The sequence below is a fragment of the Peribacillus sp. RS7 genome (genome assembly GCF_041956845.1).
GTDB lineage: Bacteria > Bacillota > Bacilli > Bacillales > DSM-1321 > Peribacillus.
In genome coordinates this window covers 2,912,930-2,929,623 of record NZ_CP168135.1, presented here as the reverse complement: position 1 = coordinate 2,929,623, position 16,694 = coordinate 2,912,930, and the positions used below count along the sequence as shown (strand labels likewise).

Sequence of the window (16,694 nt, the reverse complement as noted above, 5' to 3'; positions counted from 1 at the left end):
AGTCGGAGTAGGAACCCACTAAAAGCCTCTTTTACTGAAAAAGTTATAAATAAAAAATGTGCTAAACATGGATACTGGTAATCCAATAAGAAAATATAAAAAGTTTCTTGGCATGTAGATATTGAAATAGTAGAAAAAACAGTAACCCATATAACTATTACTAAATATTTCCATATTCTCTTCATTACTAAACTCCTTACTTCGCTGTTTGAACGCCAAAGCTATCAATTTTGAGTTTAGGATATTGAAGCAGAATCCTCAAAAAAAGAATTGGATTCAGAATCATAGTTTTTTCTGCTTTTTCTTCACTAGTCATTTCGGAAGGATTGATTATTAGCGACTTATTCTAAATCGAATTCATTAGATAATAATAATTATCCAATTCAATTTCAGATGCCAATTTTTCAGTTTTTTTTGTAATTTTAACATCCTCAAGATTATCGAAGGAAGTTTCTTCTGCATTTTCAAGTGATGTTACATCTGTAATTTCTTTATTTATGTCATGAGTCGACTTAGATTTCGCAGAACTTGGACCAATAGAACTAATGATCAGTACAAGTGCAGTTAAAATGAACATAAACTTGGCTAGTTTCATAATCCATCATCCTTTCTCTACAATTTAATAGTTTTCCAAATCCATAATAAACTAAATCTATAGCTTACAAATTCCAGATATGAGATCATGTGTGTCAATGTTGACATACGAAGAGGGCCTGGGCAGAGTTGGTATTACTGGTACATTTGACGGCCTTTAGAATCCACTTCTATACGCTTTTATAGTTGTCCTTAAGTTTAATTCATATAGAAAAAAACAAAACACCTTTAAAAGCAAATATGAAGCTGAGAGCCCTAGCCTAACCAGGGTGAAGACTTTTTGAAAGGACTTTCTCAAATTCCAACTGAACCATTCGTAGAGAACAGCCCTTTTTAGAAATAGAAAGAGAGACTATCGATGACAAAATCTATCTTTTTCTGATTTACAAAAAACTAGTATCATATTACTATTAAGCAAACAGAATATTAATATTAAGGGGAATTATGTTAAAAAATTATCAATATTATCAAAACAAACACCGATTTATCCTGAAGGCATTCATGGCAATGATATCTTTTTTACTATTGGTGGGGATTTCTGTATCACCTATAAGTTGGAAAGATAATCCTTACGAGATGACATTACAGGTCATTTTAATATCGGGGATGATAATTTCTCTGTTATTTTTCTTAAAAACAGAAGTCAATTTCTATAAAACCCTATTCATTTTCTTAATTACTGTTTATTTGTATGGCAAATTCTGGATATTTCCAGACACTGCAATTATGCTGGCTTTATTTGCTATAGCACCCTTGATTCCCATTTTTCTCTTTGATAAAATTGGATTTTATATTGTCTCCACTTTAAATATCATATTAGGTCCTGCTTCCATCTTGACCATTTCGCAAACGGACCTTCAATACACTTATGAATATGTCGCTTTGGATAGTTTCGGCAATACGCTTAATTTCATCGCTATACAAATCATATTGGTATTCGTATTCATTGGAACCAATAATAGGATGGAATCCACTAATGCATTCCATAAGGAAATTCAGCAGGCCAAGCAATTGAACTCAGTCGGACAGCTCGCTGCCACCATTGCACATGAGATACGGAATCCCATTACAGTCGTAAAAGGGTTTGCCCAGTTATTAGATCAAGAGAAGGAACTGAATGAAACGGAAAAATTTTATGTACAGACCATGCTTACAGAACTTGAATATACACAAGTGATTATCAATGACTATTTGTCTTTGGCAAAACCGCAAACGGATAATATACAGGTCATTCCTTTAAATTATGAAATCCAAAAGATTTCCGATCTATTAACCAGTTTCGCCAATAATCGCAACATAGGCTTTATCCTGGATTTCCGTGACAACCTACATATTAATATGAATCCCATCGAGCTTAAGCAGATACTGGTCAATATCATGAAAAATGGAATTGAGTCAATGAACAATCCTGGATTCATCAAGGTGGAAACAGAGCAGGAACGCACTATGGCAAAAATACGAATAACGGATACAGGAATAGGTCTTTCCAAAGACCAGCTTGCAATACTCGGCACTCCATTTTATTCGCTTAAGGATAAGGGAACTGGTATCGGCCTGACCGTTTGTTATTCCATCGTTCAAAAATACAAAGGGAAAATCGTGGTGCAAAGCGAATTGAACAAGGGAACATCTTTCACCATTTATTTGCCCTTATTTAAAGAAATAGTATAAAAACACCTTTCAAACAAGAAAAAGGATGACCTTCCATCAACGGGCGGTCATCCTTTTCAATTAGGCTTTAAAACTATCTTGCCATTTCAGCAAATGGTTTTCTAAAAAGCGGACAAACGAGTCGGAGATTTTACCAGCGAGGGCAAAAAGGATGATGCCTACGAATACGACGTCCGTTTGCATGAATGAACGGGCATCCTGGATCATGAAGCCCACCCCTCTATCGGCGCCCAGCAATTCAGCGACGACCAAGCACATCCAAGCAGCACTTAAGGCTAAACGGATACCAAGTAATATATTTGGTAAAGCTGCCGGAATCATGAGCTTCGTTATTTGTTCCAGACGGCTGAACTCTAAGATTCGGGCAACATCGTATAGTTTTTTATCCACATTCCGAAGGCCCAAAAATGTTTGTAAATATAGTGGAAAAAAAGCACCTAATGCAATAAGCAGCACTTTTGATAGTTCACCAAATCCGAACCACATAATGAATAAAGGGGTAATCGCAAGTAAAGGAACTGTTCGTAACATTTGAATGCTTGGATTTAGATATTCTTCGGATTTTTTTTGCATGCCCACGATGACACCCATCATTAAGCCTAAAAAACCACCCAATGCAAAACCAAGAAGAGCCCGCGTTAAACTAATTTGTAAATGCATGGCCATTTCCCCTGACTGAACGAGATCAATGAAAGTTGTGACGATCAATAAAGGTGATGAGAATAATTGGGCAGGCAGGATTCCTATTGAACCTAATGATTGCCATGCAATCAACACGACAACGGGAAGGACCGAACCCCGCAATGCTGACTTGGCAATCTTGGATTGTTTTGTCGTTTCCCTCATGACAAGCGGCTTGTTTTGAACAACGGTCTGTGTAGACATTTTATTCATCCTTCCTTTTTTTAAAAATTTATTTAAATGCTCCAATCTTCCCTTTCCTCAGGAAGATGATCCAGTTGGGTTAAAATGACGGACCTGAATTCCTGAAATGCTTTGCTTGTTCGTGTTCTTGGATATGGTAAATCGATTGGAACGATAGCTTTAATTCGTCCTGGCTTTGCATCCATGACGACAACCTTCCTCGATAAAAAGATGGATTCATCAATATCATGGGTGACAAGCACCATCGTTGTCTTATTCCTCACCCATATTTCAAGTAAAGCCTCTTGAAGATGCGTTCGAGTGAAAGCATCCAAGGCACCAAATGGCTCATCAAGCAATAAAACTTCAGGGTTACGCAATAAGGCTCTGGCAATGGCAACACGCTGAGACATCCCACCTGATAATTGGCGTGGATATGCCTTTTCAAATCCGTTTAATTTAACAAGGGAAATCAAATCATCCACCCTTTTTCGAATGTCCGGTTTCTTTAATGGAAGGTTACCTGCAATATTCTTCTCCACGTTTAGCCATGGAAATAAGCGATGCTCCTGGAAAATGAAACCTCGGTCTTTAGAAGGGCCGCTAACCGGATGAACTCCTGCGATGATCGAGCCTTCAAAGTCTAAATCAAGCCCTGCGATCAACTTTAATAATGTGCTTTTCCCGCATCCGCTCGGACCAATGATGGTAACGAACTCACCATTGTTGACGGTCAGATTTAACTTATCCAAAACATGGACACTTTCATTATCATTTTTAAATGTTTTGCTTACGTGATTAATTTCCAACGTCGCTACCAATATCCTCACCCTTTCTCGAATAAAAAAATAGAGATCCAGCAAAAAGGCACCTATGGTCCCTTTGCTGAATCTCTAGTTAACTAGTCGATTCAATATTTCATTTTATATTAACTTATCGATTATTTATAATCAACATCTAATACCAATTTATTTTATCGGATTAATCAAAAATAACAATTGACAGATTATTCAAACAGCTGTTAAGATGCATTCATACACCACTCCGCTTCACAAAGGAGCCAATTCAATAACGGTCATGTGAATCAACTGGACTACCGGAGATTCAATGAAGAGTAACCTTGCATACTCTTCGTTGAATCTCTTTTTTGTCATTAATCTGACTATCCAGAGGTGGTAAGTGTAATAAAAAGGGAGGGAATTCATGAAAAAGTATCTTAACCATTTAACCGTAGTACTACTTGCCATCATTAGCATCGCTGTATTAACAGGCTGTAATTCCGATGCCGGCAAAGCTTCCGGGAAAAGTGATCCACTTAAAGTGCATATTGCCTTAAATGGCAAGATGGGGCCATTGGTCATTGCAAAGGAAAAGGGATTGTTCAACGAAGAGTTTTCTAAACTAGATGCCCAAATCGAGTGGAGTGAATTCCCGAGTGGTCCCCCGCTTTTGGAATCCCTTGCTTCCAATCGGGTTGACCTGTCCTTTTTAGGGGATGGTGCACTGATCGCCGGCATTGATAAGAATCTGCCATTCGAAGTGATTGCACAAACAGGTCGAGGCGAGTCATCTGTCCGGATCCTGGCTCAAGCAGAAGGTAACATAAAGCAGATTGAAGACTTAAAGGGAAAAACGGTCGGTGTTGCCTCGGGGACAACCGGTCATGTTTATTTAATCAAGGCATTGAAAGCACATGGTTTAACGACTGATGATATTAAACTCATCAATTTACAACCGGATGATGCTCAAGCCGCTTTTGAAACCAAACAATTGGACGCCTGGGCGATATGGAACCCTTATTACCTTAATAATATTGAAAAAGGGAATGCTATCGCACTTAAAGTAAAAGGAAAAATATTAGCTCCTGGTGCAATCATTGCACGTACGGGGTTTGCCGAAGAGCATCCTGAAATTGTAGAGGCATATTTAAAGGTTTATAAAAAAGCTGCTGACTGGCAAATTGAAAATCCGGATGAAGCATCTGAAATTTATTCTAAAGAAACTAAATTGCCTGTAGGAACAGTCAAAACAATAATAACGGCCGAAGAACCCAATATCTTCTATACCGAAGATGCCATCAAAGCACAACAAGAATCAATCGATACTCTAGCCGATGTGGGTTATATCAAGAAATCGTTTAATTTTAAAAACCAGATCCACAATGAATACATTGATGAAGCCTTTAAAAAATAAAAAAATATATCATACAGGAGGAGATCGATTATGACGGAAACTAAAACACAACAATTAAAAGTGGTACCCGTAGCAGGAAGGATTGGAGCGGAAATTCAAGGAGTCCAATTAAGCGGAGACTTGGATTTAGCTATTTTCAGTGAAATAAAACAAGCATTAAACGATCATAAAGTCGTATTCTTCAAAGGTCAAAACCATTTGGACGATGCCATCCAAGAAGCATTTGCCAAACTATTGGGTGAACCTTATGCGCACCCTACAGTACCGGTCAAAGACAATACTAACTATATTTTTGAACTGGATTCCGAACATGGTGCTAAAGCAAACCATTGGCATACTGATGTCACTTTCGTTCCAGAAGTTCCAAAATACTCTGTTTTAAGAGGTGTAACCATCCCTAAAGTCGGCGGAGATACAGTTTGGGCAAATACGAATGAAGCATATGAGGACCTACCGGATGGATTGAAGAAATTAGCGGACGGACTATGGGCGATCCATACAAATGAATATGATTATGCTCAATTCAAACCAACTGAAAACATTGATGATGAGGTTAAAAAGAAATATCGAGATGTATTCGAATCGACCATTTATAAAACAAGGCACCCAGTCGTCCACGTGCACGCAGAAACCGGAAAAAGGCATTTGTTATTAGGTGGCTTTGCTGGAAGAGTGGAAGGATATACAACAAGTGAATCTGAAAGATTATTAAGTATCTTCGATTCATACGTAACGCGCTTAGAAAATACCGTGCGTTGGAAATGGAGTGAAGGAGACGTGGTCATTTGGGATAACTTAGCAACACAGCATTACGCTATTGCCGATTACGGAGACCAGCACCGTGTCGTTCGCCGGGTCACAGTAGGAAAAGACGTTCCCGTAAACAAGGAGAACGAGTCCAGCAGGCTGGTTATTAAGAAATAAATCTCCTGGTATGGAGTTCCACTGCTTGTCTTACCATAAGCGAATACTTTAGTGGAATACCATCGAAAATACTTAAAAACCTCCTGAGTACTGGTTATTGCAGGAGGTTTAAGTGTTTTCCTTTTTGAACAGGTCTTGCCCACTCTTCCTTTGGCATTTTCAAAGTTCATCGTTCCCTGCAAATGGCCTCATTTAAAATTCACTTCGATGAATTCAATCTCTTCTGCCGTACTTAATGTTCCATGGGCTTTTCCCACGGTACCTTCTTTGTCTTCCCAAAAGAAGTTATGATCCTGAACGATCGTACTAAAATTAAAATCTTTCCATCTGGCAGCAATGCCTAGCAATCTATCTCTATGCTTAAAATCACTTGTATTGATTATATAATAAACTTCTTCAATAATCTTAGGGGACATTGGTATAGCTCCCCATTTATCTTGCGATCGAACCTTTTGATGAGTCATTTTATGCATGACATCCATGACTTCCATTTCGGTCGATTCTTCATCAAGTCCTGTCTCAAATTCAATCCCATCATATATCGCTGTTTTCGCTTCAAGCTCATCCGCTTTAGCTTTTGCTTCCCTTTGGGCTTTGATTTTTACATCCTCTCTTTCCCTTTCAATTTGTTCCTTGGTTTCCCTTGCTTCGATTACCAGCTGGGCTTTTTCGTACTCATTTGCGTTTTCCATGATTTTAAAGGAAGCAATTCCCAACCCGGATAATGCAACAACAGAGATTCCACTTATAAGTAAAACCTTTTGCTTTTTTTTCATAAAGACTTCCCCCAAGATATTGTTATGTTAGATAATACTTATTTTAACATACTAACTGGATGGACTATCCAGAAAAGGAATATGTTCAAATTCCTCCGGCTCATCCATATTCAAAACAATTTTTGTAGTTTCGGATTTTCACAATCACCTCAAAATATTGTACTATTAAAAAATAATGGTTCGTTTTTTGGAGGGAGTCTTGAGTGAAGAAATTCAGTATCGCTGCGACAAGTATTCTTGTAATTCTAGTCGTTACATATGGAGTGGCAGGAAACTTTTTTTACAATATCGCCTTAAACCCGAATAAGGAAAAAGACTTTTTAAGCAATAACCCCCATCTTGCCCAATCTGAAGCCGTTTCTGTTGAAGTCGCTGAATCCAGTAAATTGGCTGATGCGGAATTTGCCAAAGAGCATCAACCGGATGAGGTGGGCATTGTTTCTTCAGACCAACTAAAACTAAGTGCTAAACTTTATGAAAATAATAACCAAGACCATAAATGGGCTATTGTCGTTCACGGTTATACCGGCAATAATACACAAATGATTCGGTGGATACGCAATTTTCACGAAAATGGATACAATGTGTTGGCACCTGATCTTCGTGGACATGGAAAAAGCGAAGGAGAATACATTGGAATGGGCTGGGACGATCGGAAAGATATGCTTTTATGGATCAAGCAAATTACCGACAAAGATCCACAGGCAGACATTGCATTATTCGGGATATCCATGGGAGGGGCAACCGTCATGATGACCTCTGGGGAAAAGCTGCCTACCAATGTTAAAGTTATTGTAGAGGATTGCGGTTATTCATCGGTAATGGACGTATTCACCTATCAACTTGATGATTTGTTTGGATTGCCAAAATTCCCAGTAATGAATGCAGCCAACACAGTGACCCAGCTCCGTGCAGGCTATGATTTAAATGAAGCATCAGCTGTCAAACAAGTGCTCAAAAGTAAAACACCAATGTTATTCATCCATGGGGAAGATGATACATTCGTCCCTTATTCCATGCTGGATGACGTATACAATGCAGCGAACGTAGACAAAGATAAATTGATAATAACGGGGGCCGGGCATGGTGAAGCTGAACTAGTGGATCCGGAAAAGTATTGGAACAAAGTATGGGGTTTTGTGGATAAATATATGGAGTAATGTTGAATTATCATGAAAGAGGGTAAAAAAAAAGAAACTGCCGATATACTAATATCGATAGTTTCTTTTCGTTTTCATTTAGCTTATTTTTTGCTTTTAGATGACGCTTTTATCCAGTTAATTAACCTGAAGGATTATTTCATCGATTATACCGTATTCCTTCGCCTCACTTGCGCTTAAGAAGTAATCACGATCTGTATCCTTCGCCACCTTTTCGATAGGCTGCCCAGTTCTTTCCGAGATGATCTGATTGATATGGTCCTTTAGCTTCAAAATCCTTCGGGCAGAAATTTCAATTTCCGTGGCTTGCCCCCTTGCCCCACCAAGCGGTTGATGAAGCATGATTTCACTATTTGGCAATGCGCACCTTTTCCCTTTGGTACCTGCCAATAAAAGCATGGCACCGAATGATGCAGCCATCCCCGTACATACAGTTCGGATATCAGGCTTAATATATTGCATCGTATCATAAATGGCGAAACCGGCACTAGTCGATCCCCCTGGACTATTTATGAAGATGGTAATTTCTTTATCAGGTGCATCTGCTGCCAAGAATAACAATTGAGCAACCACACTATTAGCTAAATGATCGGTGATCTCTTCCCCAATCATGATGATTCGGTCCTTTAGAAGTCTGGAATAAATATCGTATGAGCGTTCACCCTTACTGGATTGCTCAATTACATATGGAATGGTAGTCATATCTCTTCTTCCTCCTAACAAAATTATTGGCTATGCAGCCATTGAGAGTGTGTTTGAAGGAGTGAAGCATGCTTTTGAATGTATCGAACGATTCATCAGTTTAGGAACCATCGATTCACTGTTCAGGGATTTGAAAGATGGGATGCTTCTAATGAGGATATCAGGATCTTGGGCTTTTAAAGCCTTTGTCATCAGGGACATGAGCCTCTGTTCCTCATCGTCTTGCCAATCTTCCGCGCAGGACAACTTACGCTCTTCGACGCCATTGTCAAAACGCTTTTTCACACGGTTCAAGATGGCCTTTACCGCCGTTTCCGTCGTGTTCAAATAATCTGAGATTTCTTTGGAGCGATAGAGGAATCCTTCCTTTAATATGAACACTACAGCTTGTTTCGGGGTAAGGGATTTTATAATATATTCAACCGTTTCAAAGGCATTTTCCCCAATTGATCCCTGCTGTTCGGTATCCAACTCTTCTAAAGATTCCTTTTTTCTTTTTCGGATCGTATCAATCCAGGAATGGCGGGCAATCGTCTTCAATAAAGCCGTTGTTATCTCCGTTTTCTTTCCATAGCCCTGCATTGCCTTCAATATCGTTTCCTGTGCCAAATCATCCCCATCCCAATTATTTTGGGTCAGGAATCGGCAAAAACGAAGCAATTCAGGATAGACTTCACGCAAAATCTTGCCGTTAGCCTTCCCTTCAAAAATATCTTCCCTCAACTTATTTATCATTTTTCTCACTCCTTCAACACCCTCTATCCTATAAACGTTTCAGAAAGAGAAAAAGATATGGGGGTGAAATTTTTTTCTTCATTCTCCATATTCTATTCCATTTTTTCCATTGGATTTCCTTTCATACTAAAAACCTGTTTGGTTATGATCCAAACAGGTTAATTTCAAGGTTCTGTATGCAACCAAATAGACTTTTCCTCAGCCACCCCCGATTCGTCACCAATCATTTCAGCGAGCCCCTATTTTCTAAAACACTTAAAATCCGTGCATTTCACTCCGTTCCATTAAGCCAACCAGCCAAATCTTTGGATGTGACGTCCTTGATGTCCTTGTCGTGAATCCTGAGTTTCCATAGGAACTTAGGCTACTATTCCAAGTGTTCAATGCATTCAACCGTGTATTCACTGGGTTCCATCACGTCGGATTCAATACCAACCCAACTGGAGGCGCGACTTTCATTAGCCCTATCTTTACAATAGTTCACTAAAGAACTGGCAGGCATCTCTTCCGATTCTTGATCGCTCATCTCTTCAATATTCACTGATCGCTCGTAATGCCGTTCGCTGTCAGATATCCTTTCATTCTCCAGGTCTGCGAACATGAACATGCAGTAAAAGACCGCAATCATAATTGCCATTGTAATCAACCTTGACTTTGCCGGCATTAACTTATTTTTCAATATAGCTAAAAATCTCTTCATGGTGGTTTCCCCAATCCTAAAAGCATAATAAATATCAAAAAAACATTCTTTTGGAATGACCCTAACCGTTTTCTTTTGATCGACCTATCCAAATATCCAATAATAACACTAGTTTAGAAAAATATTACTATTGATTCATTATATCAAGTTTCAGGAGTTTTTATAGCTATCCACACTTAAAATTCAGCCTTAATACGAATAGGCAAGGCCTTTCATGACTATATCGAAGAACTCTATACCATCTTCATTAAATCTAGGGAATGTTCTATGAATAATGAAGTTTGCACTTACCTAAAAACGCGGCCCTTTCTTTAAGAGGAGACCGCGTTTTTTTTATCTCTATTCGTCCCGATATCTTAACCTCCCCCTACACCACCGAATACATTGCCATCAATATACTCTTCACATTGACTTCCATCCTTTTTCAGTGTTACTCTTAAATTAATAAAAAAGTATACATTCAAAACACTGATTCCATTAGCGTGAAATAAGGGTGATCACATTTGCCAAAAGAACATTTAATTGACGTCCAACCAATCAGATCATTGGAAAAATTAGATGATATGAAATGGTCATTGAAAAGACATTGCAGCGAGAGAGACTACATATTGTTCTTGTTAGGCATCAATACCGGCATGCGTGTGTCTGATCTATTATCGTTGAAGATAAAGGATATTAAAGGCAAGATGGAGGTCACCATCAAGGAAGGCAAAACAAAGAAACCAAGAATCATACAGCTTAATACTGTATGCAATGAATTGGCCGCCTATATAGCCACCATTGATGGTGAATGGCTATTCCCCTCACGCAAGGGCGATAAGCCTATAAGTAAGATACAAGCCTACAGGCAACTTAATAAAGCAGCAGACATGGTAGACATCGAGAACGTCGGTACCCATACCATGCGGAAAACATTCGGGTACTGGTTCTATAAACGAAGTAAGGACCTTACTGATTTACAAATGATCCTTAACCATTCACACCCTGACATTACACTTAAGTACATTGGGATTGCTGATGGAGGAACAGATGACAGCTTAAATGACTTTGTACTATGGAAGGACGGAAGAAATGTCACTGACTGAATACAATGCAAAATATGAATATATCATTCGCAGCAATATTTCCGACAGACAAAAGGCATTAAAATTAGCTGATTTAATGACAGATATGGAAGGCCAGCTAAGAAATGAAATCGGGGAACATCGAAATAAGGAGGTAAATGCTTTATATAAAAAAGTATCTCTTTTCTCTAACTTGTTATAAACATTTTAAGACCTTGCCCTTATGTGCAGAGGTCTTTTTTTGCCGTGAAAGTAAATGCTTTGCTTCTGTAAGGATTTAGACTGAACCTCACTTAAAAATGCCACTGTTCCAATCGCATCTGGCAGGCATTTTCCTTTCCAGAAAGACCCCTAACATAACGAAAAAGCTCTACTCCAAGCTTCATTCTCTCTCTTCTCAGACTCTCATAAGCCGTATGATAACGAAACAATCTTTAACTCCAGACACTTTCGTATAAAAATGATTAATATCATCCGACTCATCGGTAATAGTGTCAATGTTTACAAATTAAACATGCTTAAGGAATACTTCTTCGCCATCATTTCCAAGATTTTTATCCCGGCAACGCTATTCCCCTTCTCATCCAGCGCTGCACCATAAATTCCAATTCCACATTTTCCGGGTACGGCCCCCATGATTCCCCCTGAAACACCGCTTTTAGCCGGTATGCCTACATTAATGGCAAATTCACCTGATGCGTTATACATGCCGCAGGTAACCATGAATGTCTTGCAAATACGGGCAATGTCCCCGGGGATGATTTGCCTTCCCGTCAACAAATCTTTCCCATTCATGGCCAGCACACAGCCAATCCTCGCCAAATCCTGGCTATCCATTTCAATGGCACACTGCTTTGAATACAATTCGATTAAGTCCTCCACATCCCCATTTATTACATTATGCTGCTTTAAAAAATAGCTTAACGACCTATTTAAATCTGCTGTATTGTATTCTGACCGGGCAACTTCTTCATTAAACCCGATAGTAGGATTTTGCGTCAACTCCCGGATAAAATGTAAAATACGCTGAAATCGCTCATTTACACTGTCACCTGCAACCATGTGGGTCACAGTCAATGCTCCTGCATTGATCATCGGGTTTAACGGCTTGGATGGCTTATTGGTCTCTAATTTGGCAATGGAATTAAAAGGGTCTCCGGTGGGTTCCTTTCCTATATAGGAAAAGACATATTCCTCCCCTTTTTCCATTAATACCAGAGCAAGTGTCAAAACTTTCGATATGCTTTGCAGGGTCATTTTACCACTTAAATCCCCCGCACAATATCCTTTTCCGTCAGGATAGTAAATAGCAACAGATAAATCCCCAGGGTTAGCCTTTTCAAGAGCCGGTATATAGTCTGCCACTGTTCCCTTATTTGTATATTTTTTTGCCTCATCAACCAGTTGCTGTAATTCTTCATTGGACCTGCATTGACATCCCATATTGTTCACAATTTGCCGCCCCTTAGAAAATTTGTCATGTGAAGTGTTCTTAGCTAGTGGTTTTATTATTTATTACCATATTTCACCGATATTATTTAAAAAACTACCAAGCGGCTACTTACCTAGTCTTAGATTTCTCAAATAACAATTCTCTAAAGAAATTTTCAAATGCTTTCTTCATCTATCATTTTCGTTTACTGATTTTAATTCATCCTTTGTAAGGTCACACGTCTTACCATACTTCCCTAATATAAAGGCACACGGTTCTGAATTACTTTTGTGGTGTTAAGACAAAGAAAAAAGAAAATATATACGGCAACGGTCAAGCCGTAAGACTGGTAAGCTAACTCCTTTTAAAGAATCGGGATAAACTTCACTTTTCTTAAAAGAAGATTTAATTGACTAAAAAGAAGGAAATAAAAGCCCTCAGACGGAAATATAGACTATACGGATATTAGCGCATAAGCTTTCATATGTATTTTACAATTGATGGAAAGTAGGAAAAGCCATGGAAAAAGCGAAGAGTTTACAAGAAATCTATAACGCCAACCGGCCAGAAAATAATGAACTTTTCCAATCGATACAACAGCATCTACAATTGAAACATCCAGACAAACGAATGACAGCTACGAGAACCTTGCAGATAATTGTGGCTGATAGTGTTTCATCTGGAGAGCTGCGTAATGTGGAAGCCCGCCTTCTTCACAGTTACTAAGGACCTGTTGTATCATAATCTCTTGAAATTACCGAACACAGAAAGGATCTCATCAATGAAAGAATTTATAAAGAAATCTAAAACATTCGGCTTAATCGTGTCACTTGTGGCACTGGCTTTTTTCTCGATTTTTAAAAAAAGACAGCTCAAAATCGAGTTGTCTTTTTAGTATTTATGCTCCTCTAAATATTTTATTTATTGGTATTCTTCTTTACTCATGCCTTGCCAAACTTTTGGCCCATGGTCGACCATTCCTATTTGTTAAATAAAGTAAATGGAAGGAAGTGAATAATATGTATCTCTTCTATCCAACTTGTTATGATCGAGCCTGAGACCCTTGCCTTCAGGGTCTTTTTGTATGTAGCCGAGCAATCGAGCTTGAATCAACATGTCTCATGTAATTTGATTCGCTTCGTAAACTACAGCAACATATATTTGCTTACTTCGTACTTTTCGGTGAAATGTTTTTTACCTTTGGTAATGTCGCCTATTTTCTATTTACCCAATTTGAGTACAAATGTACTTTCATCTAGTGAGTAAAATTGCTCAAAAGATAAAGATTGACAACATTTTAATCGTGACTCATACTTATAGTGACTTAAATGACAGAATATTGAGAATAACGGAGGGATAATTATGAATAAGATTTTCGTTCCTAACGCAATCGCTACTTTAACAAGACTTTTCTACAGTTCAACTACACTGAATGAGTATTTAGCGATGAGGACCGCTCAATTCTACATTGAAGACCTGAAGTTACTACAAGACGTGGAAGCTGTTGCTCTGGCAATTGAAAAACAAAATGCTTTCGCATTAATGTCTAAATTTAAATTATTTGATTATAAGGCTGCTGAAGAAATTGAAATTGCACTTTCCTCTGCTGGCTATACGGAAGCAGAGCTATCTGCTATGAATATTGAAATCTGAAATCATTGTTTTCGGAACGAATGGTAGAGTTAGTGCTCTTTGACCCATTCGTTTTTTTTTTCGTAAGAGCAACGGTTCTTTAAACTATATCTTTTATGACTATAACAACAGTCAATTCGTTATGTTCTGATTTTGGTAAATTTATACTTTTATGCTTAATGTTTATATATACTATACCATCAGAACAATTAAGAATGGGGGTTAATTCTCTTCATAATAAACCCTATAGGATTGCAATTTATACACAATGCTTTTAGGGGGGGTTAAAAGATGGAATGGTTTACTTTTTTTGTTTTTCCAGCATTCACTTTAGGTGGAATAGCTTTAGGTCTCGCCCTTCACTCAATCAAAAAAATAAAGAACATGGAAAGGAGAGTTGAGGAATTAGAAAATAAAAATAAATAAATCTATGACTTTGGACGTAAATTCCTTAGTTTGCAATCTTCAAAAAATAATTTAAGTGCATCTTCATCTGTGGTAGCATACATAGTTTTGTTAACGATTTTTATTTCATCTTCTGTAAGCAATATTCTCCGTTTACTCACCGCACATGACCTCCGCACATTATTAGTGTCAAATCTGTAGTGTGAGAAAAATGAAAAAAGGCCTTACACAATTAAGTGTAAGGCCTTGATACAACAGCACTCTTGGCTGTTTCATGATACCGGTGGCCGGGGTCGAACCGGCACTCCAGAGGAACACGATTTTGAGTCGTGCGCGTCTGCCAATTCCGCCACACCGGCATGTATGTTGGAGGCGGCAACCGGAATCGAACCGGTGGTAAAGGTTTTGCAGACCTCTGCCTTACCGCTTGGCTATGCCGCCAACGTTTTTGGAGCGAAAGACGGGATTCGAACCCGCGACCCCAACCTTGGCAAGGTTGTATTCTACCACTGAACTACTTTCGCATATGGCTGGGCTAGAAGGGATCGAACCTTCGCATGACGGAATCAAAATCCGTTGCCTTACCGCTTGGCTATAGCCCATTAACGTTGTATTCATTATACCATGATTTAATAAAAAATGGGGCGACTGATGGGAATCGAACCCACGAATGCCTGAACCACAATCAGGTGCGTTAACCACTTCGCCACAACCGCCATTATAGGATTTAAATTGGCAGGGGTAGTAGGACTCGAACCCACACTGGAGGTTTTGGAGACCTCTGTTCTACCTTTAAACTATACCCCTGTTAGAAAGATGGTGGAGGGGGGCAGATTCGAACTGCCGAACCCGAAGGAGCGGATTTACAGTCCGCCGCGTTTAGCCACTTCGCTACCCCTCCGCATATGGATGAAACATGGTGCCGGCAAGAGGACTTGAACCCCCAACCTACTGATTACAAGTCAGTTGCTCTACCAGTTGAGCTACACCGGCACTACTATGGTGGCTCAGGACGGAATCGAACCGCCGACACAAGGATTTTCAGTCCTTTGCTCTACCGACTGAGCTACTGAGCCAAACAATAAAAATGGCGGTCCCGACGGGAATCGAACCCGCGATCTCCTGCGTGACAGGCAGGCATGTTAACCGCTACACCACGGGACCATAGATTGCGGGGACAGGATTTGAACCTGCGACCTTCGGGTTATGAGCCCGACGAGCTACCGGACTGCTCCACCCCGCGACGTTAATAATGTTGCTATTATGCATCAGATTTTCGTGTTGAACGTTTCAATGCAGAAACAATCTGATCTTATTGAAAATGGTGGAGGATGACGGGATCGAACCGCCGACCCTCTGCTTGTAAGGCAGATGCTCTCCCAGCTGAGCTAATCCTCCAATATGTTATCGAAATGGTGACCCGTACGGGATTCGAACCCGTGTTACCGCCGTGAAAGGGCGGTGTCTTAACCGCTTGACCAACGGGCCAGGTATAAAATGGCGGAGAGCAAGGGATTTGAACCCTTGAGACAGGGTTACCCGTCTACACGATTTCCAATCGTGCTCCTTCGGCCACTCGGACAGCTCTCCAATAATGGCTCCGCAGGTAGGACTCGAACCTACGACCGTTCGGTTAACAGCCGAATGCTCTACCACTGAGCTACTGCGGAACAATATAAGCTTGGCGACGTCCTACTCTCACAGGGGGAAACCCCCAACTACCATCGGCGCTGAAGAGCTTAACTGCCGTGTTCGGAATGGGAACGGGTGTGACCTCTTCGCTATCGTCACCAAACATTGTTAACATTTTTTCAAGACATATATTATTATAACGTCTTTTCG

Annotated in this window: 17 protein-coding genes, 15 tRNA genes and 1 rRNA gene; 9 read left to right on the top strand and 24 right to left on the bottom strand. The window is 39.5% G+C overall.

What is annotated here, in order from left to right; translation table 11 throughout:
• Window positions 1-346: 346 nt before the first annotated feature.
• On the bottom strand, window positions 347-595 hold the full coding sequence (locus tag ACDZ29_RS14755) for a hypothetical protein (RefSeq protein ID WP_289323788.1): 249 nt from the start codon (window positions 593-595) through the stop codon (window positions 347-349).
• Between the two features lie 443 nt (window positions 596-1,038).
• Between ACDZ29_RS14755 and ACDZ29_RS14750 the strand changes: the two genes are divergently transcribed.
• Entirely contained in the window at window positions 1,039-2,265 is a 1,227-nt protein-coding gene (locus tag ACDZ29_RS14750) for an ATP-binding protein (protein ID WP_375088029.1), read from the top strand.
• Window positions 2,266-2,325: 60 nt separating this feature from the next.
• Here the strand turns inward: ACDZ29_RS14750 and ACDZ29_RS14745 are convergent, their stop codons facing one another.
• Both ACDZ29_RS14745 and ACDZ29_RS14740 read right to left on the bottom strand, forming a co-directional pair.
• Complete coding sequence (locus ACDZ29_RS14745; RefSeq protein ID WP_370013932.1) at window positions 2,326-3,159, bottom strand: ABC transporter permease; 834 nt, start codon at window positions 3,157-3,159, stop codon at window positions 2,326-2,328.
• A 23-nt stretch (window positions 3,160-3,182) separates the two neighbouring features.
• Window positions 3,183-3,953, bottom strand: a complete 771-nt coding sequence (locus ACDZ29_RS14740; protein ID WP_370016975.1) for an ABC transporter ATP-binding protein — start codon at window positions 3,951-3,953, stop codon at window positions 3,183-3,185.
• A gap of 379 nt (window positions 3,954-4,332) precedes the next feature.
• Between ACDZ29_RS14740 and ACDZ29_RS14735 the strand changes: the two genes are divergently transcribed.
• Both ACDZ29_RS14735 and ACDZ29_RS14730 read left to right on the top strand, forming a co-directional pair.
• A complete protein-coding gene (locus tag ACDZ29_RS14735) occupies window positions 4,333-5,322 on the top strand; it encodes an ABC transporter substrate-binding protein (protein ID WP_370013931.1) in 990 nt (329 codons plus the stop codon).
• 30 nt (window positions 5,323-5,352) lie between these two features.
• The gene (locus ACDZ29_RS14730) at window positions 5,353-6,246 is read left to right on the top strand and encodes a TauD/TfdA dioxygenase family protein (RefSeq protein ID WP_375088028.1); all 894 of its coding nucleotides are present in this window, start codon (window positions 5,353-5,355) and stop codon (window positions 6,244-6,246) included.
• Between the two features lie 188 nt (window positions 6,247-6,434).
• On the opposite strand, the gene ACDZ29_RS14725 is transcribed toward ACDZ29_RS14730, so the two are convergent.
• Window positions 6,435-7,022, bottom strand: a complete 588-nt coding sequence (locus ACDZ29_RS14725; protein ID WP_370013929.1) for a DUF6241 domain-containing protein — start codon at window positions 7,020-7,022, stop codon at window positions 6,435-6,437.
• Window positions 7,023-7,225: 203 nt separating this feature from the next.
• On the opposite strand from ACDZ29_RS14725, the gene ACDZ29_RS14720 reads away from it, so the two are divergent.
• Window positions 7,226-8,182, top strand: a complete 957-nt coding sequence (locus ACDZ29_RS14720; RefSeq protein WP_375088027.1) for an alpha/beta hydrolase — start codon at window positions 7,226-7,228, stop codon at window positions 8,180-8,182.
• A 117-nt stretch (window positions 8,183-8,299) separates the two neighbouring features.
• On the opposite strand, the gene clpP is transcribed toward ACDZ29_RS14720, so the two are convergent.
• The 3 genes from clpP to ACDZ29_RS14705 form a co-directional block, all read right to left on the bottom strand.
• Window positions 8,300-8,884, bottom strand: coding sequence for an ATP-dependent Clp endopeptidase proteolytic subunit ClpP (gene clpP / locus ACDZ29_RS14715; RefSeq protein ID WP_375088026.1), 585 nt, complete (start codon window positions 8,882-8,884; stop codon window positions 8,300-8,302).
• 30 nt (window positions 8,885-8,914) lie between these two features.
• Window positions 8,915-9,619, bottom strand: coding sequence for a sigma-70 family RNA polymerase sigma factor (locus tag ACDZ29_RS14710; RefSeq protein ID WP_375088025.1), 705 nt, complete (start codon window positions 9,617-9,619; stop codon window positions 8,915-8,917).
• Between the two features lie 367 nt (window positions 9,620-9,986).
• Window positions 9,987-10,319 (bottom strand): hypothetical protein, encoded by a 333-nt coding sequence (locus ACDZ29_RS14705; protein WP_289323783.1) that lies wholly within the window; start codon window positions 10,317-10,319, stop codon window positions 9,987-9,989.
• A gap of 563 nt (window positions 10,320-10,882) precedes the next feature.
• Here ACDZ29_RS14705 and ACDZ29_RS14700 point away from each other — a divergent pair.
• Together ACDZ29_RS14700 and ACDZ29_RS14695 are read left to right on the top strand one after the other, a co-directional pair.
• Window positions 10,883-11,404 (top strand): tyrosine-type recombinase/integrase, encoded by a 522-nt coding sequence (locus tag ACDZ29_RS14700; protein WP_370016974.1) that lies wholly within the window; start codon window positions 10,883-10,885, stop codon window positions 11,402-11,404.
• Window positions 11,391-11,585, top strand: coding sequence for a hypothetical protein (locus ACDZ29_RS14695; protein ID WP_063235353.1), 195 nt, complete (start codon window positions 11,391-11,393; stop codon window positions 11,583-11,585). The genes ACDZ29_RS14700 and ACDZ29_RS14695 overlap by 14 nt, the downstream gene beginning before the upstream one ends.
• Before the next feature lie 299 nt (window positions 11,586-11,884).
• Here the strand turns inward: ACDZ29_RS14695 and glsA are convergent, their stop codons facing one another.
• Window positions 11,885-12,826, bottom strand: coding sequence for a glutaminase A (glsA, locus tag ACDZ29_RS14690; protein ID WP_375091141.1), 942 nt, complete (start codon window positions 12,824-12,826; stop codon window positions 11,885-11,887).
• Between the two features lie 508 nt (window positions 12,827-13,334).
• Here glsA and ACDZ29_RS14685 point away from each other — a divergent pair.
• The 3 genes from ACDZ29_RS14685 (at window position 13,335) to ACDZ29_RS14675 (ending at window position 14,873) form a co-directional block, all read left to right on the top strand.
• Complete coding sequence (locus tag ACDZ29_RS14685) at window positions 13,335-13,541, top strand: hypothetical protein (RefSeq protein WP_289323782.1); 207 nt, start codon at window positions 13,335-13,337, stop codon at window positions 13,539-13,541.
• A 636-nt stretch (window positions 13,542-14,177) separates the two neighbouring features.
• Window positions 14,178-14,468, top strand: coding sequence for a hypothetical protein (locus ACDZ29_RS14680; protein WP_370013924.1), 291 nt, complete (start codon window positions 14,178-14,180; stop codon window positions 14,466-14,468).
• Window positions 14,469-14,738: 270 nt separating this feature from the next.
• Window positions 14,739-14,873 carry a hypothetical protein gene (locus ACDZ29_RS14675; RefSeq protein ID WP_269083778.1) on the top strand — a complete coding sequence of 45 codons (135 nt, stop codon included), beginning with the start codon at window positions 14,739-14,741 and terminating at the stop codon, window positions 14,871-14,873.
• Between the two features lie 257 nt (window positions 14,874-15,130).
• Here ACDZ29_RS14675 and ACDZ29_RS14670 read toward each other — a convergent pair.
• The 16 genes from ACDZ29_RS14670 to rrf form a co-directional block, all read right to left on the bottom strand.
• Window positions 15,131-15,211 (bottom strand) — tRNA-Leu (locus ACDZ29_RS14670).
• Between the two features lie 8 nt (window positions 15,212-15,219).
• Window positions 15,220-15,293 (bottom strand) — tRNA-Cys (locus ACDZ29_RS14665).
• A gap of 8 nt (window positions 15,294-15,301) precedes the next feature.
• Window positions 15,302-15,376 (bottom strand) — tRNA-Gly (locus ACDZ29_RS14660).
• Between the two features lie 3 nt (window positions 15,377-15,379).
• A tRNA-Gln gene (locus ACDZ29_RS14655) sits at window positions 15,380-15,454 on the bottom strand.
• 38 nt (window positions 15,455-15,492) lie between these two features.
• Window positions 15,493-15,568, bottom strand: a tRNA-His gene (locus ACDZ29_RS14650).
• Between the two features lie 17 nt (window positions 15,569-15,585).
• Window positions 15,586-15,659: transfer RNA gene (locus tag ACDZ29_RS14645), tRNA-Trp, on the bottom strand.
• 10 nt (window positions 15,660-15,669) lie between these two features.
• Window positions 15,670-15,753, bottom strand: a tRNA-Tyr gene (locus tag ACDZ29_RS14640).
• Between the two features lie 16 nt (window positions 15,754-15,769).
• Window positions 15,770-15,845, bottom strand: a tRNA-Thr gene (locus tag ACDZ29_RS14635).
• A 7-nt stretch (window positions 15,846-15,852) separates the two neighbouring features.
• A tRNA-Phe gene (locus ACDZ29_RS14630) sits at window positions 15,853-15,928 on the bottom strand.
• Between the two features lie 12 nt (window positions 15,929-15,940).
• Window positions 15,941-16,016 (bottom strand) — tRNA-Asp (locus ACDZ29_RS14625).
• Between the two features lie 5 nt (window positions 16,017-16,021).
• Window positions 16,022-16,095 (bottom strand) — tRNA-Met (locus ACDZ29_RS14620).
• Between the two features lie 79 nt (window positions 16,096-16,174).
• Window positions 16,175-16,250: transfer RNA gene (locus tag ACDZ29_RS14615), tRNA-Val, on the bottom strand.
• 15 nt (window positions 16,251-16,265) lie between these two features.
• Window positions 16,266-16,340, bottom strand: a tRNA-Glu gene (locus tag ACDZ29_RS14610).
• A 10-nt stretch (window positions 16,341-16,350) separates the two neighbouring features.
• Window positions 16,351-16,442: transfer RNA gene (locus ACDZ29_RS14605), tRNA-Ser, on the bottom strand.
• Between the two features lie 5 nt (window positions 16,443-16,447).
• A tRNA-Asn gene (locus tag ACDZ29_RS14600) sits at window positions 16,448-16,522 on the bottom strand.
• A gap of 9 nt (window positions 16,523-16,531) precedes the next feature.
• A 5S ribosomal RNA gene (gene rrf / locus ACDZ29_RS14595) occupies window positions 16,532-16,647 on the bottom strand.
• Between the last annotated feature and the right edge of the window lie 47 nt (window positions 16,648-16,694).